This is a genomic window from Variovorax paradoxus (genome assembly GCF_000834655.1).
GTDB classification, from domain to species: Bacteria; Pseudomonadota; Gammaproteobacteria; order Burkholderiales; family Burkholderiaceae_C; genus Variovorax; species Variovorax paradoxus_F.
This window is the reverse complement of sequence record NZ_JXQQ01000033.1, coordinates 102,835-119,829: the sequence shown is the minus strand read 5'-3', so window position 1 is coordinate 119,829 and position 16,995 is coordinate 102,835. Positions and strand designations below refer to the sequence as shown.

At 67.3% G+C, this 16,995-nt stretch carries 19 protein-coding genes; 10 read left to right on the top strand and 9 right to left on the bottom strand.

Features of this window, described 5'->3' with window-relative positions; genetic code table 11:
* Positions 1-7: 7 nt before the first annotated feature.
* From dapE to RT97_RS15965, 4 genes are all read left to right on the top strand, one after another.
* On the top strand, positions 8-1,183 hold the full coding sequence (gene dapE / locus RT97_RS15980; RefSeq protein ID WP_042579768.1) for a succinyl-diaminopimelate desuccinylase: 1,176 nt from the start codon (positions 8-10) through the stop codon (positions 1,181-1,183).
* A complete protein-coding gene (prmB, locus tag RT97_RS15975) occupies positions 1,180-2,061 on the top strand; it encodes a 50S ribosomal protein L3 N(5)-glutamine methyltransferase (RefSeq protein WP_042579767.1) in 882 nt (293 codons plus the stop codon). The genes dapE and prmB overlap by 4 nt, the downstream gene beginning before the upstream one ends.
* Before the next feature lie 140 nt (positions 2,062-2,201).
* Complete coding sequence (locus RT97_RS15970) at positions 2,202-4,181, top strand: ABC-F family ATP-binding cassette domain-containing protein (RefSeq protein WP_042579766.1); 1,980 nt, start codon at positions 2,202-2,204, stop codon at positions 4,179-4,181.
* Positions 4,182-4,204: 23 nt separating this feature from the next.
* Complete coding sequence (locus RT97_RS15965; RefSeq protein WP_042579765.1) at positions 4,205-4,714, top strand: hypothetical protein; 510 nt, start codon at positions 4,205-4,207, stop codon at positions 4,712-4,714.
* Here RT97_RS15965 and RT97_RS15960 read toward each other — a convergent pair.
* Both RT97_RS15960 and RT97_RS15955 read right to left on the bottom strand, forming a co-directional pair.
* Positions 4,659-4,892 (bottom strand): hypothetical protein, encoded by a 234-nt coding sequence (locus RT97_RS15960; RefSeq protein WP_042579764.1) that lies wholly within the window; start codon positions 4,890-4,892, stop codon positions 4,659-4,661. The two genes, RT97_RS15965 and RT97_RS15960, sit on opposite strands and share 56 nt — an antisense overlap.
* A 7-nt stretch (positions 4,893-4,899) precedes the next feature.
* The gene (locus tag RT97_RS15955) at positions 4,900-5,136 is read right to left on the bottom strand and encodes a helix-turn-helix domain-containing protein (RefSeq protein WP_042579763.1); all 237 of its coding nucleotides are present in this window, start codon (positions 5,134-5,136) and stop codon (positions 4,900-4,902) included.
* A gap of 65 nt (positions 5,137-5,201) precedes the next feature.
* Between RT97_RS15955 and RT97_RS15950 the strand changes: the two genes are divergently transcribed.
* Positions 5,202-5,912, top strand: coding sequence for a helix-turn-helix domain-containing protein (locus RT97_RS15950; protein ID WP_080898319.1), 711 nt, complete (start codon positions 5,202-5,204; stop codon positions 5,910-5,912).
* Positions 5,913-5,940: 28 nt separating this feature from the next.
* Here the strand turns inward: RT97_RS15950 and RT97_RS15945 are convergent, their stop codons facing one another.
* The 4 genes from RT97_RS15945 to RT97_RS15930 form a co-directional block, all read right to left on the bottom strand.
* Positions 5,941-6,531, bottom strand: a complete 591-nt coding sequence (locus tag RT97_RS15945) for a GAF domain-containing protein (protein WP_042579762.1) — start codon at positions 6,529-6,531, stop codon at positions 5,941-5,943.
* A gap of 310 nt (positions 6,532-6,841) precedes the next feature.
* On the bottom strand, positions 6,842-7,402 hold the full coding sequence (locus RT97_RS15940) for a fasciclin domain-containing protein (protein WP_042579761.1): 561 nt from the start codon (positions 7,400-7,402) through the stop codon (positions 6,842-6,844).
* A gap of 132 nt (positions 7,403-7,534) precedes the next feature.
* Positions 7,535-7,855: a hypothetical protein gene (locus RT97_RS15935; protein ID WP_042579760.1), complete on the bottom strand. Its 321-nt coding sequence runs from the start codon at positions 7,853-7,855 to the stop codon at positions 7,535-7,537.
* Between the two features lie 116 nt (positions 7,856-7,971).
* The gene (locus tag RT97_RS15930; protein WP_042579759.1) at positions 7,972-8,775 is read right to left on the bottom strand and encodes a MetQ/NlpA family ABC transporter substrate-binding protein; all 804 of its coding nucleotides are present in this window, start codon (positions 8,773-8,775) and stop codon (positions 7,972-7,974) included.
* Positions 8,776-9,051: 276 nt separating this feature from the next.
* On the opposite strand from RT97_RS15930, the gene RT97_RS15925 reads away from it, so the two are divergent.
* The 5 genes from RT97_RS15925 to RT97_RS15905 all read left to right on the top strand — a co-directional run bounded on the left by RT97_RS15925 (position 9,052) and on the right by RT97_RS15905 (position 14,361).
* Positions 9,052-10,569: an amidohydrolase family protein gene (locus RT97_RS15925; RefSeq protein ID WP_042579758.1), complete on the top strand. Its 1,518-nt coding sequence runs from the start codon at positions 9,052-9,054 to the stop codon at positions 10,567-10,569.
* Complete coding sequence (locus RT97_RS15920; RefSeq protein WP_042579757.1) at positions 10,566-11,675, top strand: ABC transporter substrate-binding protein; 1,110 nt, start codon at positions 10,566-10,568, stop codon at positions 11,673-11,675. The genes RT97_RS15925 and RT97_RS15920 overlap by 4 nt, the downstream gene beginning before the upstream one ends.
* Positions 11,672-12,532, top strand: a complete 861-nt coding sequence (locus RT97_RS15915; RefSeq protein ID WP_042579756.1) for an ABC transporter permease — start codon at positions 11,672-11,674, stop codon at positions 12,530-12,532. Before RT97_RS15920 ends, RT97_RS15915 begins: the two co-directional genes overlap by 4 nt.
* Positions 12,529-13,350, top strand: a complete 822-nt coding sequence (locus tag RT97_RS15910; protein WP_042579755.1) for an ABC transporter permease — start codon at positions 12,529-12,531, stop codon at positions 13,348-13,350. The genes RT97_RS15915 and RT97_RS15910 overlap by 4 nt, the downstream gene beginning before the upstream one ends.
* Positions 13,351-13,500: 150 nt before the next feature.
* Positions 13,501-14,361 carry an ABC transporter ATP-binding protein gene (locus RT97_RS15905; protein ID WP_042579754.1) on the top strand — a complete coding sequence of 287 codons (861 nt, stop codon included), beginning with the start codon at positions 13,501-13,503 and terminating at the stop codon, positions 14,359-14,361.
* Positions 14,362-14,377: 16 nt separating this feature from the next.
* Here the strand turns inward: RT97_RS15905 and RT97_RS15900 are convergent, their stop codons facing one another.
* Genes RT97_RS15900 through RT97_RS15890 form a run of 3 tightly spaced genes read right to left on the bottom strand, consistent with a single transcriptional unit; the run spans position 14,378 to position 16,740 of the window.
* Complete coding sequence (locus tag RT97_RS15900) at positions 14,378-14,989, bottom strand: alkylhydroperoxidase domain protein (RefSeq protein WP_042579753.1); 612 nt, start codon at positions 14,987-14,989, stop codon at positions 14,378-14,380.
* A gap of 17 nt (positions 14,990-15,006) precedes the next feature.
* Entirely contained in the window at positions 15,007-15,651 is a 645-nt protein-coding gene (locus RT97_RS15895) for a CMD domain protein (protein WP_042579752.1), read from the bottom strand.
* A 12-nt stretch (positions 15,652-15,663) separates the two neighbouring features.
* A complete protein-coding gene (locus RT97_RS15890) occupies positions 15,664-16,740 on the bottom strand; it encodes a putative FMN-dependent luciferase-like monooxygenase (protein ID WP_042579751.1) in 1,077 nt (358 codons plus the stop codon).
* Between the last annotated feature and the right edge of the window lie 255 nt (positions 16,741-16,995).

Genomic DNA, 16,995 nt, shown 5'->3' with positions numbered 1-16,995 from the left:
TTTCCCGATGTCCCGTACGCTCCAGCTCGCCGAACAACTCATCTCGCGCCCCTCGGTCACCCCTGACGACGCGGGCTGCCAACAGATCCTCGGCGAACGGCTGGCGCAACTGGGCTTCGCGCTCGAAACCATCGAGAGCGGACCGGTCGACTTCCGCGTGACCAACCTCTGGGCGGTGCGCCGACCGGCCGACACCGCCGGCAGCAAGACGCTGGTGTTCGCCGGCCACACCGACGTGGTGCCCACCGGCCCCGTCGAGCAATGGACCAGCCACCCGTTCACGCCCACACACCGCGACGGAAAGCTTTACGGCCGCGGTGCGTGCGACATGAAGACCTCGGTGGCCGCGTTCGTGGTGTCCATCGAAGAGTTCCTGCAAAGCACGCCCGACCCGAAGCTCACGCTGGCCCTGCTGCTCACGAGCGATGAGGAAGGCCCGGGCGTCGATGGCACCGTCATCGTCTGCAATACGCTGGCCGCGCGCGGCGAGGTCATCGACTATTGCATCGTCGGCGAGCCCACGGCCGTGGAGCGCTGCGGCGACATGATCAAGAACGGCCGCCGCGGCACCATGAGCGGCAAGCTCACGGTCAAGGGCGTGCAAGGGCACATCGCCTATCCGCACCTGGCGAAGAACCCGGTGCATGCGGTGGCGCCTGCGCTGGCCGAACTCGTGGCCATCAACTCGGCCGGCGGCTGGGACGCCGGCAACGACTATTTCCAGCCGACCAGCTGGCAGATCAGCAATTTCCATTCGGGCACGGGCGCGAGCAACGTGATTCCGGGCAATGCGGTGATCGACTTCAACTTCCGCTTCTCGACCGAATCGACGCCCGAATCGCTGCAGCAGCGCGTGCATGCCGTGCTCGATGCGCATGGCGTCGACTACACGCTCGCCTGGACGGTCGGTGGCCTGCCCTTCCTGACGACCCCGGGCGAACTCGTGACCTCGGTGCAGGCAGCCATCGCCGATGAGACCGGCATCGCGACCGAGCTCTCGACCAGCGGCGGTACGAGCGATGCACGCTTCATCGCGAAGATCTGCAAGCAGGTGGTCGAGCTCGGCCCGGTCAACGCCAGCATCCACAAGATCGACGAGCACATCGACGTGGCCGAGATCGAGACGCTGAAGAACATCTACAAGCGCACGCTCGACAGGCTCGAAGCCTCGCTCGCACGATGAGCACCGTCATCGAACTCATCGAGGCCGGCGCGAAGCGGCTGGAAGATGCCGGCGTCGCATTCGGGCACGGCACGGCCAACGCTTTCGACGAAGCTGCGTGGCTGGTGATGTGGCGCCTGAAGCTGCCGCTGGACGATATCGACGCGGTGGCCGACACGGCCGTCTCGCCGGCCGATGCCGGCAAGGTCGCGGCGCTGCTGGACGAACGCATCGCTTCGCGCAAACCCGTCGCCTACCTCACCAAGGAAGCGTGGCTCCAGGGCGTCTCTTTCTACGTGGACGAGCGCGCCATCGTGCCGCGCAGCTTCATCGCCGAATTGATCGCCGACGGCAGCATCGACTACTGGCTCGGGACCCATACGCAGCGCGTGCTCGACCTGTGCACCGGCAACGGCAGCCTGGCCGTGCTCGCGGCGCTGACGTACCCGGACGTGACGGTGGACGCCGCCGACCTCTCGGTCGAGGCGCTCGAGGTCGCGGCAATCAATGTCACCCGGCATGAGCTCGATGCGCGCGTGAAGCTGGTCGAATCCGACGGCCTTGCCAACCTGCCCGGCCCGTACGACCTGGTGCTGTGCAATCCGCCCTACGTGAACAGCGCCAGCATGGCCGCCCTGCCCGCCGAATACCGGGCCGAGCCCGAACTGGCGCTGGCCGGTGGCGCCGATGGCATGGACTTCATCCGAAAGCTGTTTGCAGACGCGCCCTCGCGCATGAGCGACGAGGCCGTGCTGGTGCTGGAAATCGGCAACGAGCGCGACTACTTCGAGGCGGCATTCCCGCAGCTCGAGGTGGTGTGGCTCGAAACCTCGGCGGGCGAGGACCAGGTCCTGCTCGTGACCCGGGCGGCCTTGCTGGCCGGTGCCGGCGCGCGTTAGCTGCGCCCGCCCAAGCCCTCTTCTTGCCGCTTTCCGCAGCATTGGCTGCGGTCCCCTTGACCGGGTGATGCCCCTCTTTTGCCCCTCGCGCCAGACCGCCCGGGGCCGGACGGGATAATCGCCCCTACGGTTCCTATTTCATGATTACTCTCAAAAACGTCATTCTTCGCCGCAGCGCCAAGAAACTGCTCGACGGCGCCACCGTCACCATCAACCCCGGTGAAAAGGTCGGTCTCGTCGGGCGCAACGGCGCGGGCAAGTCCACGCTGTTCGCGCTTTTCAACGGTTCGCTGCACGAAGACGGCGGCGACTTCTACGTGCCCAAGCAGTGGCGCATGGCCCAGGTGGCGCAGGACATGCCCGAGACCGAGGAGTCGGCCACCGACTTCGTGGTGGGCGGCGACACCCGGCTGGCCGAGCTGCGCGCCACGCTCGCCGCCATCGAGGCCGCCTACGCCGAGAACCCCGACGACGCCGACATCGGCATGGAACTGGCCCACGCCTACACCGACCTCGCCGATGCCGGCGAGCATGACGCCGTGCCGCGCGCGCAGGCGTTGATCCTCGGGCTGGGCTTCAAGTCGCACGAGCTGGACGGCCCCGTCAACAGCTTCTCGGGCGGCTGGCGCATGCGCCTGCAACTGGCCCGCGCTCTGATGTGCCCGAGCGACCTGCTGCTGCTGGACGAACCCACCAATCACCTGGACCTGGACGCACTCGTCTGGCTCGAAGCCTGGCTGCAGAAGTACCCCGGCACGATGATCGTCATCAGCCACGACCGGGAGTTCCTCGACGCAGTGACCGACGTCACCCTGCACATCGCCAACGCCCAGCTCACGCGCTACGGCGGCAACTACAGCAAGTTCGAGGAAATGCGCGCGCTGCAGATGGAGCAGCAGCAGGTCGCGTTCTCCAAGCAGCAGGACAAGATCGCCCACTTGCAGAAGTTCATCGACCGCTTCAAGGCCAAGGCCAGCAAGGCCAAGCAGGCGCAGAGCCGGGTCAAGGCGCTGGAGCGCATGGAAAAAGTGGCGCCGCTCTTGGCCGAAGCCGACTTCACCTTCGAATTCAAGGAGCCGGGCAACATTCCTAACCCGATGCTCTCCATCGCCAATGCGAGCTTCGGCTACGAGGTGGAAGACGCCGAGCCCAAGACCATCCTGCGCGGCGTGAGCCGCTCTGTGCTGGCGGGCCAGCGCATCGGCATCCTGGGCGCCAACGGCCAGGGCAAGTCGACGCTGGTGAAGACCATCGCGCGCGAAATGGGTGCGCTGGCCGGCGAAGTCACCGAGGGCAAGGGCCTGAACATCGGCTACTTCGCGCAGCAGGAACTGGACGTGCTGCGCCCGCAGGACAACCCGCTGGAGCACATGGTGCGCATGGCCCGCGAATTGGGCAGCGCCGTTAAGGAAAGCACCGGCGAGCAGGCGCTGCGCGGGTTCCTGGGCAGCTTCAATTTCAGCGGCGACATGGTCAAGCAGCCCGTGGGCACCATGAGCGGCGGCGAAAAGGCCCGCCTCGTGCTCGCGATGATGGTCTGGCAGCGCCCCAACCTTCTGCTGCTGGACGAGCCCACCAACCACCTGGACCTGGCCACCCGCGAGGCCCTGGCCGTGGCGCTCAACGAGTTCGAGGGCACGCTGATGCTGGTGAGCCACGACCGGGCGCTGCTGCGCTCGGTGTGCGACGAGTTCTGGCTCGTGGGCCGCGGCGTCGTCACCGACTTCGACGGCGACCTGGACGACTACCAGCGCTACCTGCTGGACGAAGCCAAGCGCCTGCGCGAAGAGGCCAAGATCGCGGTGCGCGAGGCCGAAAGCGCGGTGGTGGCCGCGGCTGCGGCTGCAGCGCCGGCCAAGTCCAACGCCCAGAACGCCCAGGACCGCCAGCAGCGCAGCGACCAGGCCAAGCCGATCAAGCGCGAGATCGCCCAGATCGACGAACGCCTTGCTGCCGCGGGCATCGAGCGCACCGCGCTGGAAGCGCGCCTGGCCCAGCCCCTTCCGTCTGGCGAGATCGCCGATGCGGGCAAGCGGCTGAAGGCACTGAACGACGAAATCGCCAGGCTCGAGGAGCGCTGGCTGGCCCTCTCGGACCAGCTGGAGGCCTTGGCCGCCTGAAACACCCCGGGGAGACAAGCCGCATGCCGTCCGCGATCGAACTGGCCCATGGTGACGAGAAACTCATCGCGGCCATCCACCGCAGCCGGCGCCTGATCGGCCGCAAGGCCCTGATGGCGGCGGCCGCGAGCGCGATCCCGCTGCCGGGCATCGACTGGGCCGCCGATGCGGCGCTGCTCTCGCGGCTTGTGCCGCAGATCAGCGCTGAATTCGGGCTCTCGGTCACCCAGGTCGAAAAGCTCGCGCCGCACCAGCGCGAGCGCATCCAGAAAGCCGCCACGACCGTGGGCGCTCTGCTGGTCGGCAGGCTCGTGACGCGCGACCTGCTGATCAAGCTGGCGAAACACGCCGGCGTGCGACTGACCGCCAAGCAAGCCACCAAGTACGTGCCGATTGCCGGACAACTCGTCTCTGCAGCGCTTGGCTACGCGGCCTTGCGCGCCTTGGGCGAGCAGCACATCAAGGACTGCGTGCGCGTCAGCGCCACTCTCGGTCTAGCGCCTCCCGAACCGCACGTGCCCGTTGGCACGTAGCGCCGTCGAGCAGCACGCAGGCGGCCCACAGCGCCCCGGCCAGGCCGAACATGGCCATGCCCGTGAAGCGCGCGTCGCTGGTCAGCAGTCCATGGATCAGCGCGGCAATGGCCAGCAACGCCAGCAGCGCGCACAGGGTCCAGTCGAGCCAGAGGCCCCACGATCGAGAACGGCGCATTGCCCCGTCATTTGGTGCGGGGCCAGTTGAAAGGCGCGGGGCCGCGCGCGGCACCGGGGGCTTCGGCCTTTACCTGCTGCTCGTAGGCCGTAAGCAGCGCCACGTAGTGCCGCGACATCACGTCGTGCACCCGCCCGAGGCCGATCTTGCTGACGGTGGGTTGAGGAATCCCGGTGCGCTCCTGGATCTGTTTTTGCGTCAGGCCCATGGCCCTCAGCGCCTGCACCAACTCGCGTGGCTTCATTGATAACTCCCATTTTTATATTTTTGAGTCTAACTATAATATTCGTTCAAGATTAAATCCGCGGCATGGAGACCATTGCCACACGTGCGAAGGCGGCACGCCTTTACGCCAACCTGACCCAAAAACAAGCCGAAGCCGCGTCCGGCATCAAGCAAGGGAGTATTTCGAAGATCGAACGCGGAGACACCATCCGCACGACCGGCCTGCTCGCGCTGGCGCGTATCTACCGCGCCGACCCGAATTGGCTCGACACCGGCGACGGCCCGGCGCCATGGGACCCGATCCAGATCCGCAAGGCGCAGCACCAGGCCAACGAGCCCGCAGCCATCTACCGGGTGGTGCGCGTGCCGCCCGAACTGCCCTGCTTCGCGCCCGGAACACCCGACACGGTGCCGCTGATTTCGTGGGCGCAGGCGGCCAACTGGGAAAGCGCCGGCAAGCAAAGTGCCGACCGATGGATTCCCTGCATCGCCCACCACGCCCCCGAAAAAACCTACGCGCTGCGCGTCGAAGGTGACAGCATGGCCGCGGCGAGCGGCGAGTTGAAGAGCTATCCCGAAGGCTCGATCATCTTCGTCGACACCAACCTCAAGACCCCCGATGACGGCGAGCGCGTGATCGCCCTGCTCACGGAGAGCAACAAGCTCACGTTCAAGGAATTCAAGGAGCAGGACGGCCCACGGTGGCTGCTGCCGCTGAACCCCAGGCACGAACCGATCCGTGCGCCGTTCGTCGTGCTCGGCACCGTCATCGGCAAGTGGGAAGACGAAGACTGATCAGCCAGGATTGATCGGCGAGGCTTGATCAGCGCAGTCGCGGCGGCGTGACGTGGGGCTCCAGCGCCCAGTTGGCCATCGCCGTTTCCGCCTCGCGGGCCCGGCGCAGGTTGATCTTCTTGGCGGCCAGTTGGGCCGACACCTCGAGCTTCTTCAGGTCGCGTTGCGTCAACTGCTCGTTGGGCGCAAAGCTGAAGCAGCACAGCGTGCCGTAGACGCGGCCGTCGTCGAGCACGATGGGGGTGCTCAGGTGCGCGCCAATCGAAAAATCGGTCGGCGGAAGTTCGTCGAAATTCGGCAGCGCGCCGACGTTCTGCACGAGTTGCGGGAGGCGCCCATCGACCACGCGCTGGCAGAACGACTCTTCCAGCGGCGACGACTGTTCCGGCTCGATCACACGCGCCTCGGGCTTCGTTTCGACGCGGCGAAACACGCGGCGACCTTCGCTGAATTCGGAGACGAAGACCACGTCCATCTGCAGGTGGTCGAGCACCATGCGCAAGACCTCGGTCACGGAACCATCGATGAGTGCATCGGTGCCATCGGGCGTGGCCACCAGCAATTCGGAGACTCGGACTTCGAACGCGTCCGGTGCGTAGTCGGGATCATAAAAAACCATGTCGCGCATTCTATTTTTGTCACACGAGACGGTGCAAGGAGCCAGGTGAGGTCAGGTTGCGTACAGCTTGAGCGCGCACAGTCAGGGCTCTCCCGTGACCTGCATCCTCTCTGATCCTCCCTCCTCCAGCAGGTCACCTTCCAGCCCGCCTCGTGCGGGCTGTTTTTTTTAAAAGGCTTGTTGCTCGCCTCCAGGGTGCGCGCACTTCGTGTCGCTCCGCCTTCCCCCTGCCGGGGCAACACCTGCGGCCTGGCGGAGCCAGTCCCGCGATGTTTGCTGGAAGAAGACAGGGATCTGGAAGACCGGGGAATTACTTGGGGAGCAGCACCTTGTCTACCACGTGGATCACCCCGTTCGACTGGTAGACATTCGGGATCGTCACGGTGGCAGTGCCACCCTTCTCGTCGGTGAGGGTGATCTTGCCGCCCTTGCTCTTGGCCACGAGCGTGCCGCCGGCAACGGTCTTGAGCTCCGCGGAGCCCTTGCCGGCTTTGATCTCCTTCTTCAGCTCGGCCGCATCGAGCTTGCCCGACACCACGTGGTAGGTCAGCACGCCGGTCAGCGCATCCTTGCTCTCGGGCTTGAGGAGCGTGTCGACGGTGCCGGCCGGCAGCTTCGCGAACGCTGCGTTGGTCGGCGCGAACACGGTGAACGGACCCGGGCCCTTGAGCGTGTCGACCAAGCCTGCTGCCTTCACTGCAGCCACCAGCGTGGTGTGGTCCTTGGAGTTGACGGCGTTGTCGATGATGTCTTTGGTGGGCAGCATCGGCGCGCCACCGACCATGACACTGGCCGCCATGGCCGAGTAGGCGCCGGCGGAAAGCGCGACGGCGAGAGTGACGGCTGCGAGGCGATGAAGTTTGCTGTGCATGAAGATGCTCCTGTGGTGTGACGAGCACGCCGCGAAAATGCGCGGCGGCTGCCTTCAATACGGCACGTTGCGCACAGCAGATTCGTTCATCGGTGAAAAAAGAATGCGGCGCCTGTTCGCGCCGCATCCGTCTCAGAACCTGAACGAGCCTAGCGCTCGCAGGTGCGACCGCAGTTCGGCGCGTGGCGACTTCTTCGCAAACGCCAGCGCCAGGATCAGGCCGACGCCCGTCGCGGCAGCGCCACCCAGCACGACCGGGTTCAAGAGGAACCGGCCGATGCGCGAGCGCTGCGGTTCACCGCCGCCGCCCTCGCCTGAAGCGGCCCGCTCCAGCGGCGTGACCGCGCGCAGGGCGCTCGGGTTTTCTTCGCTTTCCAGGATGCCTTGGGAAATCTCCAGTGGCGTCAGTTCTTCTGCAATCGGGCCCGAAAGCCGGGTGTGGTTGGCGCTCATGGGGAAAGCCTTTCCTTGTAGGTTGATCTCACGACCAAGCCTCGCCTGCGAACGCGCCGGCCCTGCTCAGCGGGCGGCGGACATTCGCGTAGGCCGAAGGCGCGCGCTGTACACCATCAGAAGGCCGGGATCACCGCGCCCTTGTATTTGTCCTGGATGAACTTGCGCACCTCGGGCGTGTGCAGCGCCGCCACCAGCTTGCCGACGGCCGGCGATGCCGCGTTGTCCTTGCGCGTGGCGATGAAGTTGGCGTACGGCGACTTTCGGCCGTCTTCGATGAAGAGCGCGTCCTTGCTCGGGTCGAGCTTGGCCTCCAGCGCGTAATTGGTGTTGATGAGCGCCAGGTCCACGTCGGGCAGCGCACGCGGGAGCTGCGCCGATTCGAGCTCGCGGATCACCAACTTCTTCGGATTGGCGACGATATCGCGCGCGGTCGACTTGATGTTGCTCGGGTCCTTGAGCTTGATGAGGCCTTCGCGCGCCAGCAGCGACAACGCCCGGCCCGAGTTCGACGGATCGCTCGGGATCGCGACGACGGCGCCTTCGCGCAGCTCGGAGGCTTTCTTGATTTTCTGCGAGTACGCACCGAAGGGCTCGATGTGCACGTCGCTGCCCGGCACTTCCACGATGTCGGTTTTGCGGTCCTTGTTGAAGGACTCCAGGTAGGGGCGGTTCTGGAAGAAGTTCGCGTCCAGTTGCTTGTCGCTCACGGCCAGGTTCGGCTGCACATAGTCGTTGAACACCTTGACCTGCAGGTCCACGCCCTGCGCCTTCAACTGCGGCCGGATGAATTCGAGGATCTCGGCGTGCGGCACCGGCGAAGCGGCCACACGCAGCACCTCCTGGGCGTGAGAGGTGGCGGCAAGGCTGGCAGCGGCAAGCGCTGCAGCGGAAAGTGCGCGTCGGATGGAAAGCAACATGGTTCTGGATCCCTCGAGAGATTGATTGGCAGGTTCTGTTCGTTCACCTTCCGCGTCGCGCAGAAGGCATGGGCGTCGCAGGTTAGTCGCGCCGCTTTCGGAGCCAAACAACGGATGGGCGCTTCGATATCTGTTTTCCGCATGCGGCGGTCTCCCGATCGCCTATATGCACGCAGCGGCTAAGCAATCCCAAAAGCCTTCTTTGGCGAGCGCGTGGGCCGCGCGTAGCCTGCGCCGTTCCTTTTCCGCTCCCTTCCCCCACCGAGGAATTCGCAGATGAACGATCGTTTGAACCGCGTGCACGCATCGCGCTCCGCCGCCGTGAAGGCCGGCCTCGACCATCCCGTGATCGACACGGATGTCCACGTCAACGACTACGCGCCCGTGCTGGAGGACTACGTGGCGCAGTACGGCGGCAACAAGCTTGTCGATGCGTTGCGCAAGGCCCTGGGCGGACGCTTCGTCACGCGCAGCAATGCGGGCAAGGACTGGTACCAGCAGACCCCCGAGGAGCGCCAGTTCCACCGCACGCTGCGCGCGCCCTGGTGGGCCCGCGTGACGCGCAACACCTACGACCTGGCGACCTACACGCTGCCCGCGCTGCTCTACGAACGCTTGAGCGAACAGGGCTCGGACTATTCGATCCTGTTCCCCAACGACGTGCTCTCCCCTGCCGCGGCCGGCAGCGAATACCGCCAGCCGCTGCACCGCGCGATCAACCACTTCCACGCCGACCAGTACCGCCCCTACGCCGACCGCCTGACGCCGGTGGCGGGCATTCCGCTGCACACGCCCAAGGAAGGCATCGAGGAGCTGGAGTTCGCGGTCAAGACGCTGGGCCTGAAGGTCATCAACATCGCCGGCGGCGTGCGCCGGCCGATCCGCGCCATTGCCGAAAAGTACCCGGCCGCCGAGCACCCCGAGATCGCCAAGCAGGCCGGCTACATCGACTTCTACGGCATCGACAGCGAGTACGACTACGACCCGTTCTGGGCCAAGGTGGTCGAGCTGGGCGTGCCCGTGACCACGCACTACGGCAGCCAGGGCTGGACCGGACGGCAGTCGATCAGCAACTACATGAACAACCACGTCGGCCACTTCGCCGACGGCTCGCAGGCCTTTGCCAAGGCGCTGTTCTTCGGTGGCGTGACGCGGCGCTTCCCGGGCCTGCGCGTGGCCTTGCTCGAAGGCGGCGCGGACTGGGGTTCGCATGTCTACACGCACCTGGTGGACCGCTGGGAAAAGCGCAACAGGAACGTGGTGCGCAACTACGACCCGGCCGAAGCCGACATCGAGTTGCTCGCCTCGCTGTTCGAGCGCTATGGCGGCGACCTGCTCAAGGGCCGCACCATCGACAAGTCGACGCTGTTGCGCGACAGCCTGGGCATTTCTGCGCTGCCGCACAGCCGCGAGCCGGACGACTCGGAGATCGACGACTTCGCGCTCGCCGGCATCGAGAAGGTCGAGGACATCCGCGACCGCTGGGTCGACAACTTCTACTTCGGCTCCGAGGCCGACGACCGCACCGTGGCCGCCGCGTTCAACACCAAGGTGAACCCGCTGGGCACCAAGATCAATGCGATCTGGTCATCCGACGTGGGCCACTGGGACGTGCCCGAATTCACCGAGCCGCTGGCCGAAACCTGGGACCTCGTGCAACAGGGCGTGATCTCCGCCGCGGACTTCAAGGCCTTCGTCTTCGAGAACCCGCACCGCTTCTACACCGAGTCCAATCCGCGCTTCTTCGAAGGCACCGAGGTCGGCCGAAAGCTGGGCCTGAAAGGCGCGAAATGAACGCGACCGTGCTCACTCGCCTTCGCCGCTGGGCAGCACCGCTCAGCGCACTTGCACTGATGACGACTGCGGCGCTGACCGCGCACGCGGCGCCCGACACCATCCGCATCGGCGTGGCCACCGCGGGCGGCGGCGACCCGGTCACCTGGGGCGGCTCGCCCGGCGGCGTGGCGCGCGTCAACAACTGGCTGGAGGACGAGTTCAAGGCCTCGGGCGTGAAGGTCGAGTGGCTGTTCTTCAAGGGCGCGGGCCCGGCGGTGAACGAAGCGCTCTCGAACAAGCAGATCGACTTCGCCTACCAGGGCGACCTGCCCGCGATCGTCGGGCGCTCCAACGGCCTGAAGACCAAGCTCCTGGTGGTGAGCGGCGCGCGCAACAACCTCTACCTGGTGACGCCGCCGAAGTCCGACATCCGCTCGATCAAGGACCTGAAGGACCGCAACGTCTCGATCTTTCGCGGCACCAACGGCCACATCGTCGCCATCAACGTGCTGGCCGCCAACGGCCTGGCCGAGCGCGACGTCAAGGGCGTGAACCTGGACACCGGCAGCGCCCAGGCGGCGCTGGTCTCCAACGGCGTGGACGCGGCCTTCGGCGGCTACGAGTGGTTCAAGGTGCGCGACCAGGGACTCGCCAAGGTGGTGTATTCCACCCGGGGGCAGGACCCGTCGTACACGCGGCAGGCGGCGCTCCTGGTGCGCAGCGACTTCGAGCAGGCCAACCCGGCCGAGGTGCAGCGCGTGGTCGATGTGTTCGTGCGTGCGGCGCACTGGTCATCGGACGAGAAGAACCGCGACGAGCTCTTCCGCATCTGGGCGCGCAGCGGCACTCCGGTCGCTTCCTGGGTGGCGGAGTTCGACCAGCAGCAGCTCGCGCTGCGCAATTCGCCGCTGGCGGACGACTTCATCGTCGGCCGCTACAAGGCCGTGGTGGCCGACGCGCTCAAGCTCAAGCTGATCCGGCGCGAGGTGACGGTCGACGACTGGTTCGACACGCGCTACCTGAAGACCGCGCTGAAGAAGCAGGGGCTGGAGAACTACTGGACGGCGTACGACGCCAAGGGCAATCCCAAGGGCGGCGCAGCCGCATCGGTCGCGGCCCGATGAGCGCCGAAGCGGAATTGACAGCCGTCCTGCGGCCTCGCGACGACGCGCCCGCGTCCGCCGGGGCGCGCTCGTTCGCATCGTCACTGCCCTGGCGCCGCATCGGCGACCGCGCCCTCCCCTGGCTGCTGCCCGTCGCGCTGCTGGCGCTCTGGTTCACCGGCGCAGAGCAAGGCTGGATCTCGCCGCAGGTGCTGCCGCCGCCGCAGTTCGTATGGGAGACCCTGCGCGACCTCGCCACGAGCGGCGACCTGTGGCTGCACGTGAGCACCAGTTTCACGCGCGTGGGCGTCGGCTTCGCGGCGGGCACGCTGCTTGGCCTGGTGCTGGGCTCGGCCATGGGCCTGTCGCGCAGCGTCGAGGCCTACCTGCTGCCCACCTTCAATGCGCTGGTGCAGATCCCGGTGCTCGCCTGGCTGCCCTTCGTGCTGTTGATCGTGGGCATCGGCGAGCCGCTGAAGTACATCCTCATCGCCAAGGCGGCGCTGGTGCCGGTGGCATTGAACACGCTGCAGGGCTTTCGCCAGACGCCCGCCGCACTGCGCGAGGTGGGCGACGTGTACGGATACAGCCGGCGCCAGCAGGTGCTGGAGATCGTGCTGCCGCACGCCGTGCCGACGCTCTTCACCGGCGTGCGGCTGGGTTTCACCAAGGCCTGGCTCTCGCTGGTCGTGGTGGAGCTCGTGGCGTCGAGCGAGGGGCTGGGATACCTCATCGTCTACGGCCGCCAGCTGTTCCAGCTCGACCTGGTGATGGCCGCCGTGATCGTGGTGGGCGCCATCGGCTATGCCATCGACCGCCTGCTCGACAGGCTGGAGACCGCGGTGCATCGCCGCCGGGCCGGCGGAGCCGCGCCATGAGCGCGACACGCACCGCTGCGCGGGATGCGGCCGAGCTGGCCGCCGTGCAGCCGCTGCGGCCCGAGCAGCGCAGCCGCTGGCGCGGCTTCGTGCTGCCGGTGGCGGCCGTCGCGTTGTGGTGGCTGCTGTCCTCGCTCGATGTCGTCAACTCGGCGCTGCTGGTCTCGCCGGCCAAGGTGTTCGACACCGCGGTCGAGCAGGTCGCGAGCGGCCGCCTCTGGCGCGCGTTGAGCGCGAGCCTTGCGCGCGAGGCCACGGGCTTCCTGATCGGCACCACGTCGGGCCTGGTGCTCGGCGCGCTGCTGGGCCTGTCGCCCCTTTTCAACCGCATCGTCGGCCCGAGCTTCAACACCTTCAAGCAGATTTCGCTGTTCGCGTGGATTCCGCTGATCTCGGTGTGGTTCGGCCTCGGCGACGTGGCCAAGGTGGTGTTTCTGTCGTTGGCGGCGCTGGTGCCGGTGGTGGTCAACACCTGCGACGGCATCCGCACCGCGCCGGCCGGCCTGCTCGAGGTGGCGCGCGTCTACGGCTACACGCGCTGGCAGACCGTCACGCAGGTGGTGCTGCCGTCGGCGCTGCCCTCGATCTTCACGGGCGTGTATCTCGCGCTCATCTATTCCTGGCTCGCCACCATCGGCGCCGAATACCTGCTGGTGGCGGGCCGGGGCATCGGCAACACGCTGATCGAAGGCAGCGAGCATTTCCAGATGGACCTGGTGATCTTCGGCATGTTCGTGATCGGCCTGGTCGGCTGGCTCATGAACGCCTCGGCACGCGCGCTGGAGCGCCGGCTGTCGCGCTGGACGGGGCGCGCCTGAACCGACTTGTGCCGAGCCAACAGACCCCAACCCGTTCACGCTGAGCCTGTCGAAGCGCCGCGCCCCCCCCGACAAGCTCGGCCCGAACGGTTGCGGTCTTCAGCTCGGCACAGCCCGTATCCGCATGACATCGCATAACCCATCGAACCCATGAGCAACGCAACCATCACCGCCTCGAACGAACTCGACATCCGCGCCCTCGGCAAGCGCTACGCGAACACGCAGTCCGACGGCGGCGAACTGCAGGTGCTGGACCACATCGACCTGCACGTGCCCGCCGGCAGCTTCGTGAGCATCGTGGGCGCGAGCGGCTGCGGCAAGTCGACGCTGCTGCGACTGGTGCTCGGGCTGGACGACCAGTACGAAGGCCAGATCCTCCTGGGCGGCCAGCCGATCTCGGGCACCGGGCGCGAGCGCGGCATCGTGTTCCAGGACCACCGGCTCTTTCCGTGGCTCACCGTAGCGCAGAACATCGCCGTGGGCCTGCGCAACGCGCCCTACAGCGCGAAGGAAAAGGCCGAGCTGGTGGCCGAGCATGTGGCGCTGGTGGGCCTGGGCGGCTTCGAGCGCTCGTGGCCGCACGAAATCTCGGGCGGCATGGCCCAGCGCGTGGCCATCGCGCGCGGGCTGGTCAACCGCCCGCGCGTGCTGCTGCTGGACGAGCCCTTCGGCGCGCTCGACGCACTCACGCGCTCGCGGCTGCAGAACGAACTTCAGCGCATCTGGCAGAAGGAGCAGATCACGATGCTGCTGGTGACCCACGACGTGGAGGAAGCCGTGTTCCTCGGCAACCGCGTGGTGGTGATGCAGCCCTCGCCGGGGCGCATCCGGCGCATCGTCGATGTCGACCTGCCGCATCCGCGCAACCGGAGCGATCCGGCGTTCATCCGGTTGCGGGACGATGTGCTGAGCGATTTCCTGGACACCGAGCCGCATCCGCGGGTGACGCCGCCGCCGCGTGGGGGGCTGCCCATCGGCGCCGTGCCGCAGCGGCTGCAACTGGCCTGGTGAACGAACGCCGGAGTGCTCAGGCGCCCGCGTTCTCCTGCGGCTCGCCCAGCGACAGCATCAGGCGGTTGGCCCAGTTGAAGAAAGCCGCGCCGTGGATCACGTCGGCAATCGCCAGGTCGTCCAGCCCCTGCGCGCGCAGCAGCTCGATGTGCTCGGGCCCGAACGCCGAAGGCGTGGCCGACAGCGCGACCGAGGCCGCGACGATCGCGTTCCAGCGCTCGCCCAGGTCGGCTTTCACGCCTTCGTCGAGCAGGCGCTGCACGTCGCCGGTGCGCTGCGAGAAATGCGAGGCGAAGCGCGCGTGCACCGCGGCGCAGTAGATGCACCCGTTGTAGCGAGAGGCCGCGGCCGCCGAAAGCTCGCGCTCGGCGCGCGGGAGGCCCGCTTCGGGGTTGTAGAAGATGTCCTTGTCGGTGCGGGTGCGCGCGCCCAGGATGTCGGGGTCGCGCGCCAGCAGGCGGAAGTAAGGCGACTTGGCGCGCGATGCGTCCACCAGTCCGGCGAAGTGCCGCTCGGTCAGTTCGGCTTCGGGCAGCGGCTCCAGCCAGGGCAGCCATTCGAGCTGCGCCTGCGTGAAGACGCTCGGGTGGGTGTTGCCGGGATGGGTCAGCGTGGATTCTGTGGTCATGGGGTGCCTCGGATCGGTCAATCGACCAGGGTGACGGGCCGTTGCGCCAGCGCCTTCAGGCCGACGACGACGCGGATCTGGAACGCGAGAAATGCCACGAGCTGCGACAGCGTCACGATCCCGGTGCTCGTCCAGCCGGCATCGAGCAGCGCCTGCAGCGCGGCCGGGCTCGCATCGCGCGGATGGAAGACCAGCAGGTGCGCATGCGCGAGGCCGGCCGAAAGCCGCTCGCCGAGCACCGCGTGCTGCGCGGCGTCGACAGCATAGGAAGGTCCGGGCACGTCCTCTGCACTGAGCGGGCCCGCGGGATAGCGCCCATAAGGCCCTTCCGCGGCGCCTCGCTGCGTTTCGATGGCGATGGCCTCGGCCAACCCCGTGCGCGCGCCCTGCCCGGCCATCGCGTCGGCATAGAAGCGCGCCACGTCGGGGTGCCCGTGCAGTCCGGCCACGAAGGCGGCGATGGCGAACCGGTCCGCGATCTCGAAGTCGCCGAACACGGGCGGCGTCGGCGCGAACAGCGAGAGGTAGCTCTGCTGCGCGTTCGTGCGCGCCTGCTCGCGCTGCGCGCGAACCTCGTCGAGATGGCTGCCCGGCGCGATGCCGACGAGCCGGTCGATCACATCGGGCACCGCCGATGCAGGAGAAGAAACCGTGGCGTTCATGGGAAGTCCAGCCTAGAGAAGTGCAAGGGATTGAAGGTCCGACACGCCCTCGCCCCGCGCCCAGCCCAGGGCCGGCGCGACCACGGTGGCGGTCAGTTCGATGGAGCGCAGGATCGCCTCGTGCGGCGGATCGACCGAATGCACCTGGCAGACCAGGTCGGTCACGCGCGAGAGCGTGCGGTCGGCGCGCAGCGAAGCGATCACGTCCTCGGGCGAGCCGACGTGCACGTCATAGGCAGCGATCAACTGTTCGAGCGAGGCATCCGGACCGGCACGGTCTGCGAGACCGGCTTGCCCCGAGGCGGCGAAGCGGGCGGCCGAGCGGCGCAGCCCGATGTCCGCGAGGCGCAGCGCCTCCTTGCGCGTGTCCGCCACGAAGACGCTGCGCGAGCCCACGATGCGCGGCGCACGGCTGGGCGGCAGCGCAGCCAGGTAGGCATCGACGATCGGGTTCTGTATATCGGCGAGCGACGCATCGGGCGCGTGTTCGGGACGCGGCTGCGTGCGGGAGAGCATGAGCCCGTCGCCGGCCTGCCCCGCGCGCGTGCCGCCGCTCACCGAGAACGTGGCCTGCCAGATGCGGTCGAGCAATGGCGCGCCGGCGGGGTACAGCGTGTCGCCGCCCGCAAGCGGCTGGCCTGCCCACGCCGCTCGAACCGCGGCCAGCTGTCTTGCGAAAAGGGCCGAGCGGTCGTTGCCGTCCAGCCCGAACGCGGCGAACGACTCGGGCGTGCCCCCCGTTCCCACGCCCACCTCCAGGCGGCCCTTCGAGAGCAGGTCGAGCACGACCGCATCCTCGGCCACGCGCACTGCGTTCTCCAGCGGCAGCGTGACGATGCCCGTGCCCAGCCGGATGCGCTTGGTGCGCGAGGCCACGTAGGCCAGGAACACGAACGGCGACGGCAGCCCGCCCTCGTGTTCGTGAAAGTGGTGCTGCGCCACCCAGGCCGAATCGAAGCCGAAGGCCTCGGCATGGGCGACCTGCGCGGCGACAAGGCGGTAGCGTTCGGCGGCGGAGGTGTCGTCGAGCAGGCGGCTGAAGAAGCCGAGGCGAAGCGGGCGCGAAGGGTTGCTGGAAATGCCGGGCATCCGGGGAAGACGAAGGTTGTCGGAGAGCCTTCGAGTCTTGCCTGCGGCTCGACAGGAGGGAAATCCGGTTTTCGCGCTTGGTTATGCGGTTTGCGCGTATCGCCCACGGACGATGCCGCCAGATCGTCCGCAGCAGCGCCAGGGTGTGAACCCGTTCACACTCGGCGCCCCTTCCTTGCGCATCGCTGCTACCTCCGACAGACATGCCGGGCCCTTCTGCCTAAGGTTTCCTGGCTGTCACGCCTCACGCCTGCG

Coding starts and splice junctions, on each gene's coding strand:
- dapE (WP_042579768.1), top strand. CDS start 8: ATGTCCCGTACGCTCCAGCTCGCCGAACAACTCATCTCGCGCCCCTCG.
- prmB (WP_042579767.1), top strand. CDS start 1,180: ATGAGCACCGTCATCGAACTCATCGAGGCCGGCGCGAAGCGGCTGGAA.
- RT97_RS15970 (WP_042579766.1), top strand. CDS start 2,202: ATGATTACTCTCAAAAACGTCATTCTTCGCCGCAGCGCCAAGAAACTG.
- RT97_RS15965 (WP_042579765.1), top strand. CDS start 4,205: ATGCCGTCCGCGATCGAACTGGCCCATGGTGACGAGAAACTCATCGCG.
- RT97_RS15960 (WP_042579764.1), bottom strand. CDS start 4,892: ATGCGCCGTTCTCGATCGTGGGGCCTCTGGCTCGACTGGACCCTGTGC.
- RT97_RS15955 (WP_042579763.1), bottom strand. CDS start 5,136: ATGAAGCCACGCGAGTTGGTGCAGGCGCTGAGGGCCATGGGCCTGACG.
- RT97_RS15950 (WP_080898319.1), top strand. CDS start 5,202: ATGGAGACCATTGCCACACGTGCGAAGGCGGCACGCCTTTACGCCAAC.
- RT97_RS15945 (WP_042579762.1), bottom strand. CDS start 6,531: ATGGTTTTTTATGATCCCGACTACGCACCGGACGCGTTCGAAGTCCGA.
- RT97_RS15940 (WP_042579761.1), bottom strand. CDS start 7,402: ATGCACAGCAAACTTCATCGCCTCGCAGCCGTCACTCTCGCCGTCGCG.
- RT97_RS15935 (WP_042579760.1), bottom strand. CDS start 7,855: ATGAGCGCCAACCACACCCGGCTTTCGGGCCCGATTGCAGAAGAACTG.
- RT97_RS15930 (WP_042579759.1), bottom strand. CDS start 8,775: ATGTTGCTTTCCATCCGACGCGCACTTTCCGCTGCAGCGCTTGCCGCT.
- RT97_RS15925 (WP_042579758.1), top strand. CDS start 9,052: ATGAACGATCGTTTGAACCGCGTGCACGCATCGCGCTCCGCCGCCGTG.
- RT97_RS15920 (WP_042579757.1), top strand. CDS start 10,566: ATGAACGCGACCGTGCTCACTCGCCTTCGCCGCTGGGCAGCACCGCTC.
- RT97_RS15915 (WP_042579756.1), top strand. CDS start 11,672: ATGAGCGCCGAAGCGGAATTGACAGCCGTCCTGCGGCCTCGCGACGAC.
- RT97_RS15910 (WP_042579755.1), top strand. CDS start 12,529: ATGAGCGCGACACGCACCGCTGCGCGGGATGCGGCCGAGCTGGCCGCC.
- RT97_RS15905 (WP_042579754.1), top strand. CDS start 13,501: ATGAGCAACGCAACCATCACCGCCTCGAACGAACTCGACATCCGCGCC.
- RT97_RS15900 (WP_042579753.1), bottom strand. CDS start 14,989: ATGACCACAGAATCCACGCTGACCCATCCCGGCAACACCCACCCGAGC.
- RT97_RS15895 (WP_042579752.1), bottom strand. CDS start 15,651: ATGAACGCCACGGTTTCTTCTCCTGCATCGGCGGTGCCCGATGTGATC.
- RT97_RS15890 (WP_042579751.1), bottom strand. CDS start 16,740: ATGCCCGGCATTTCCAGCAACCCTTCGCGCCCGCTTCGCCTCGGCTTC.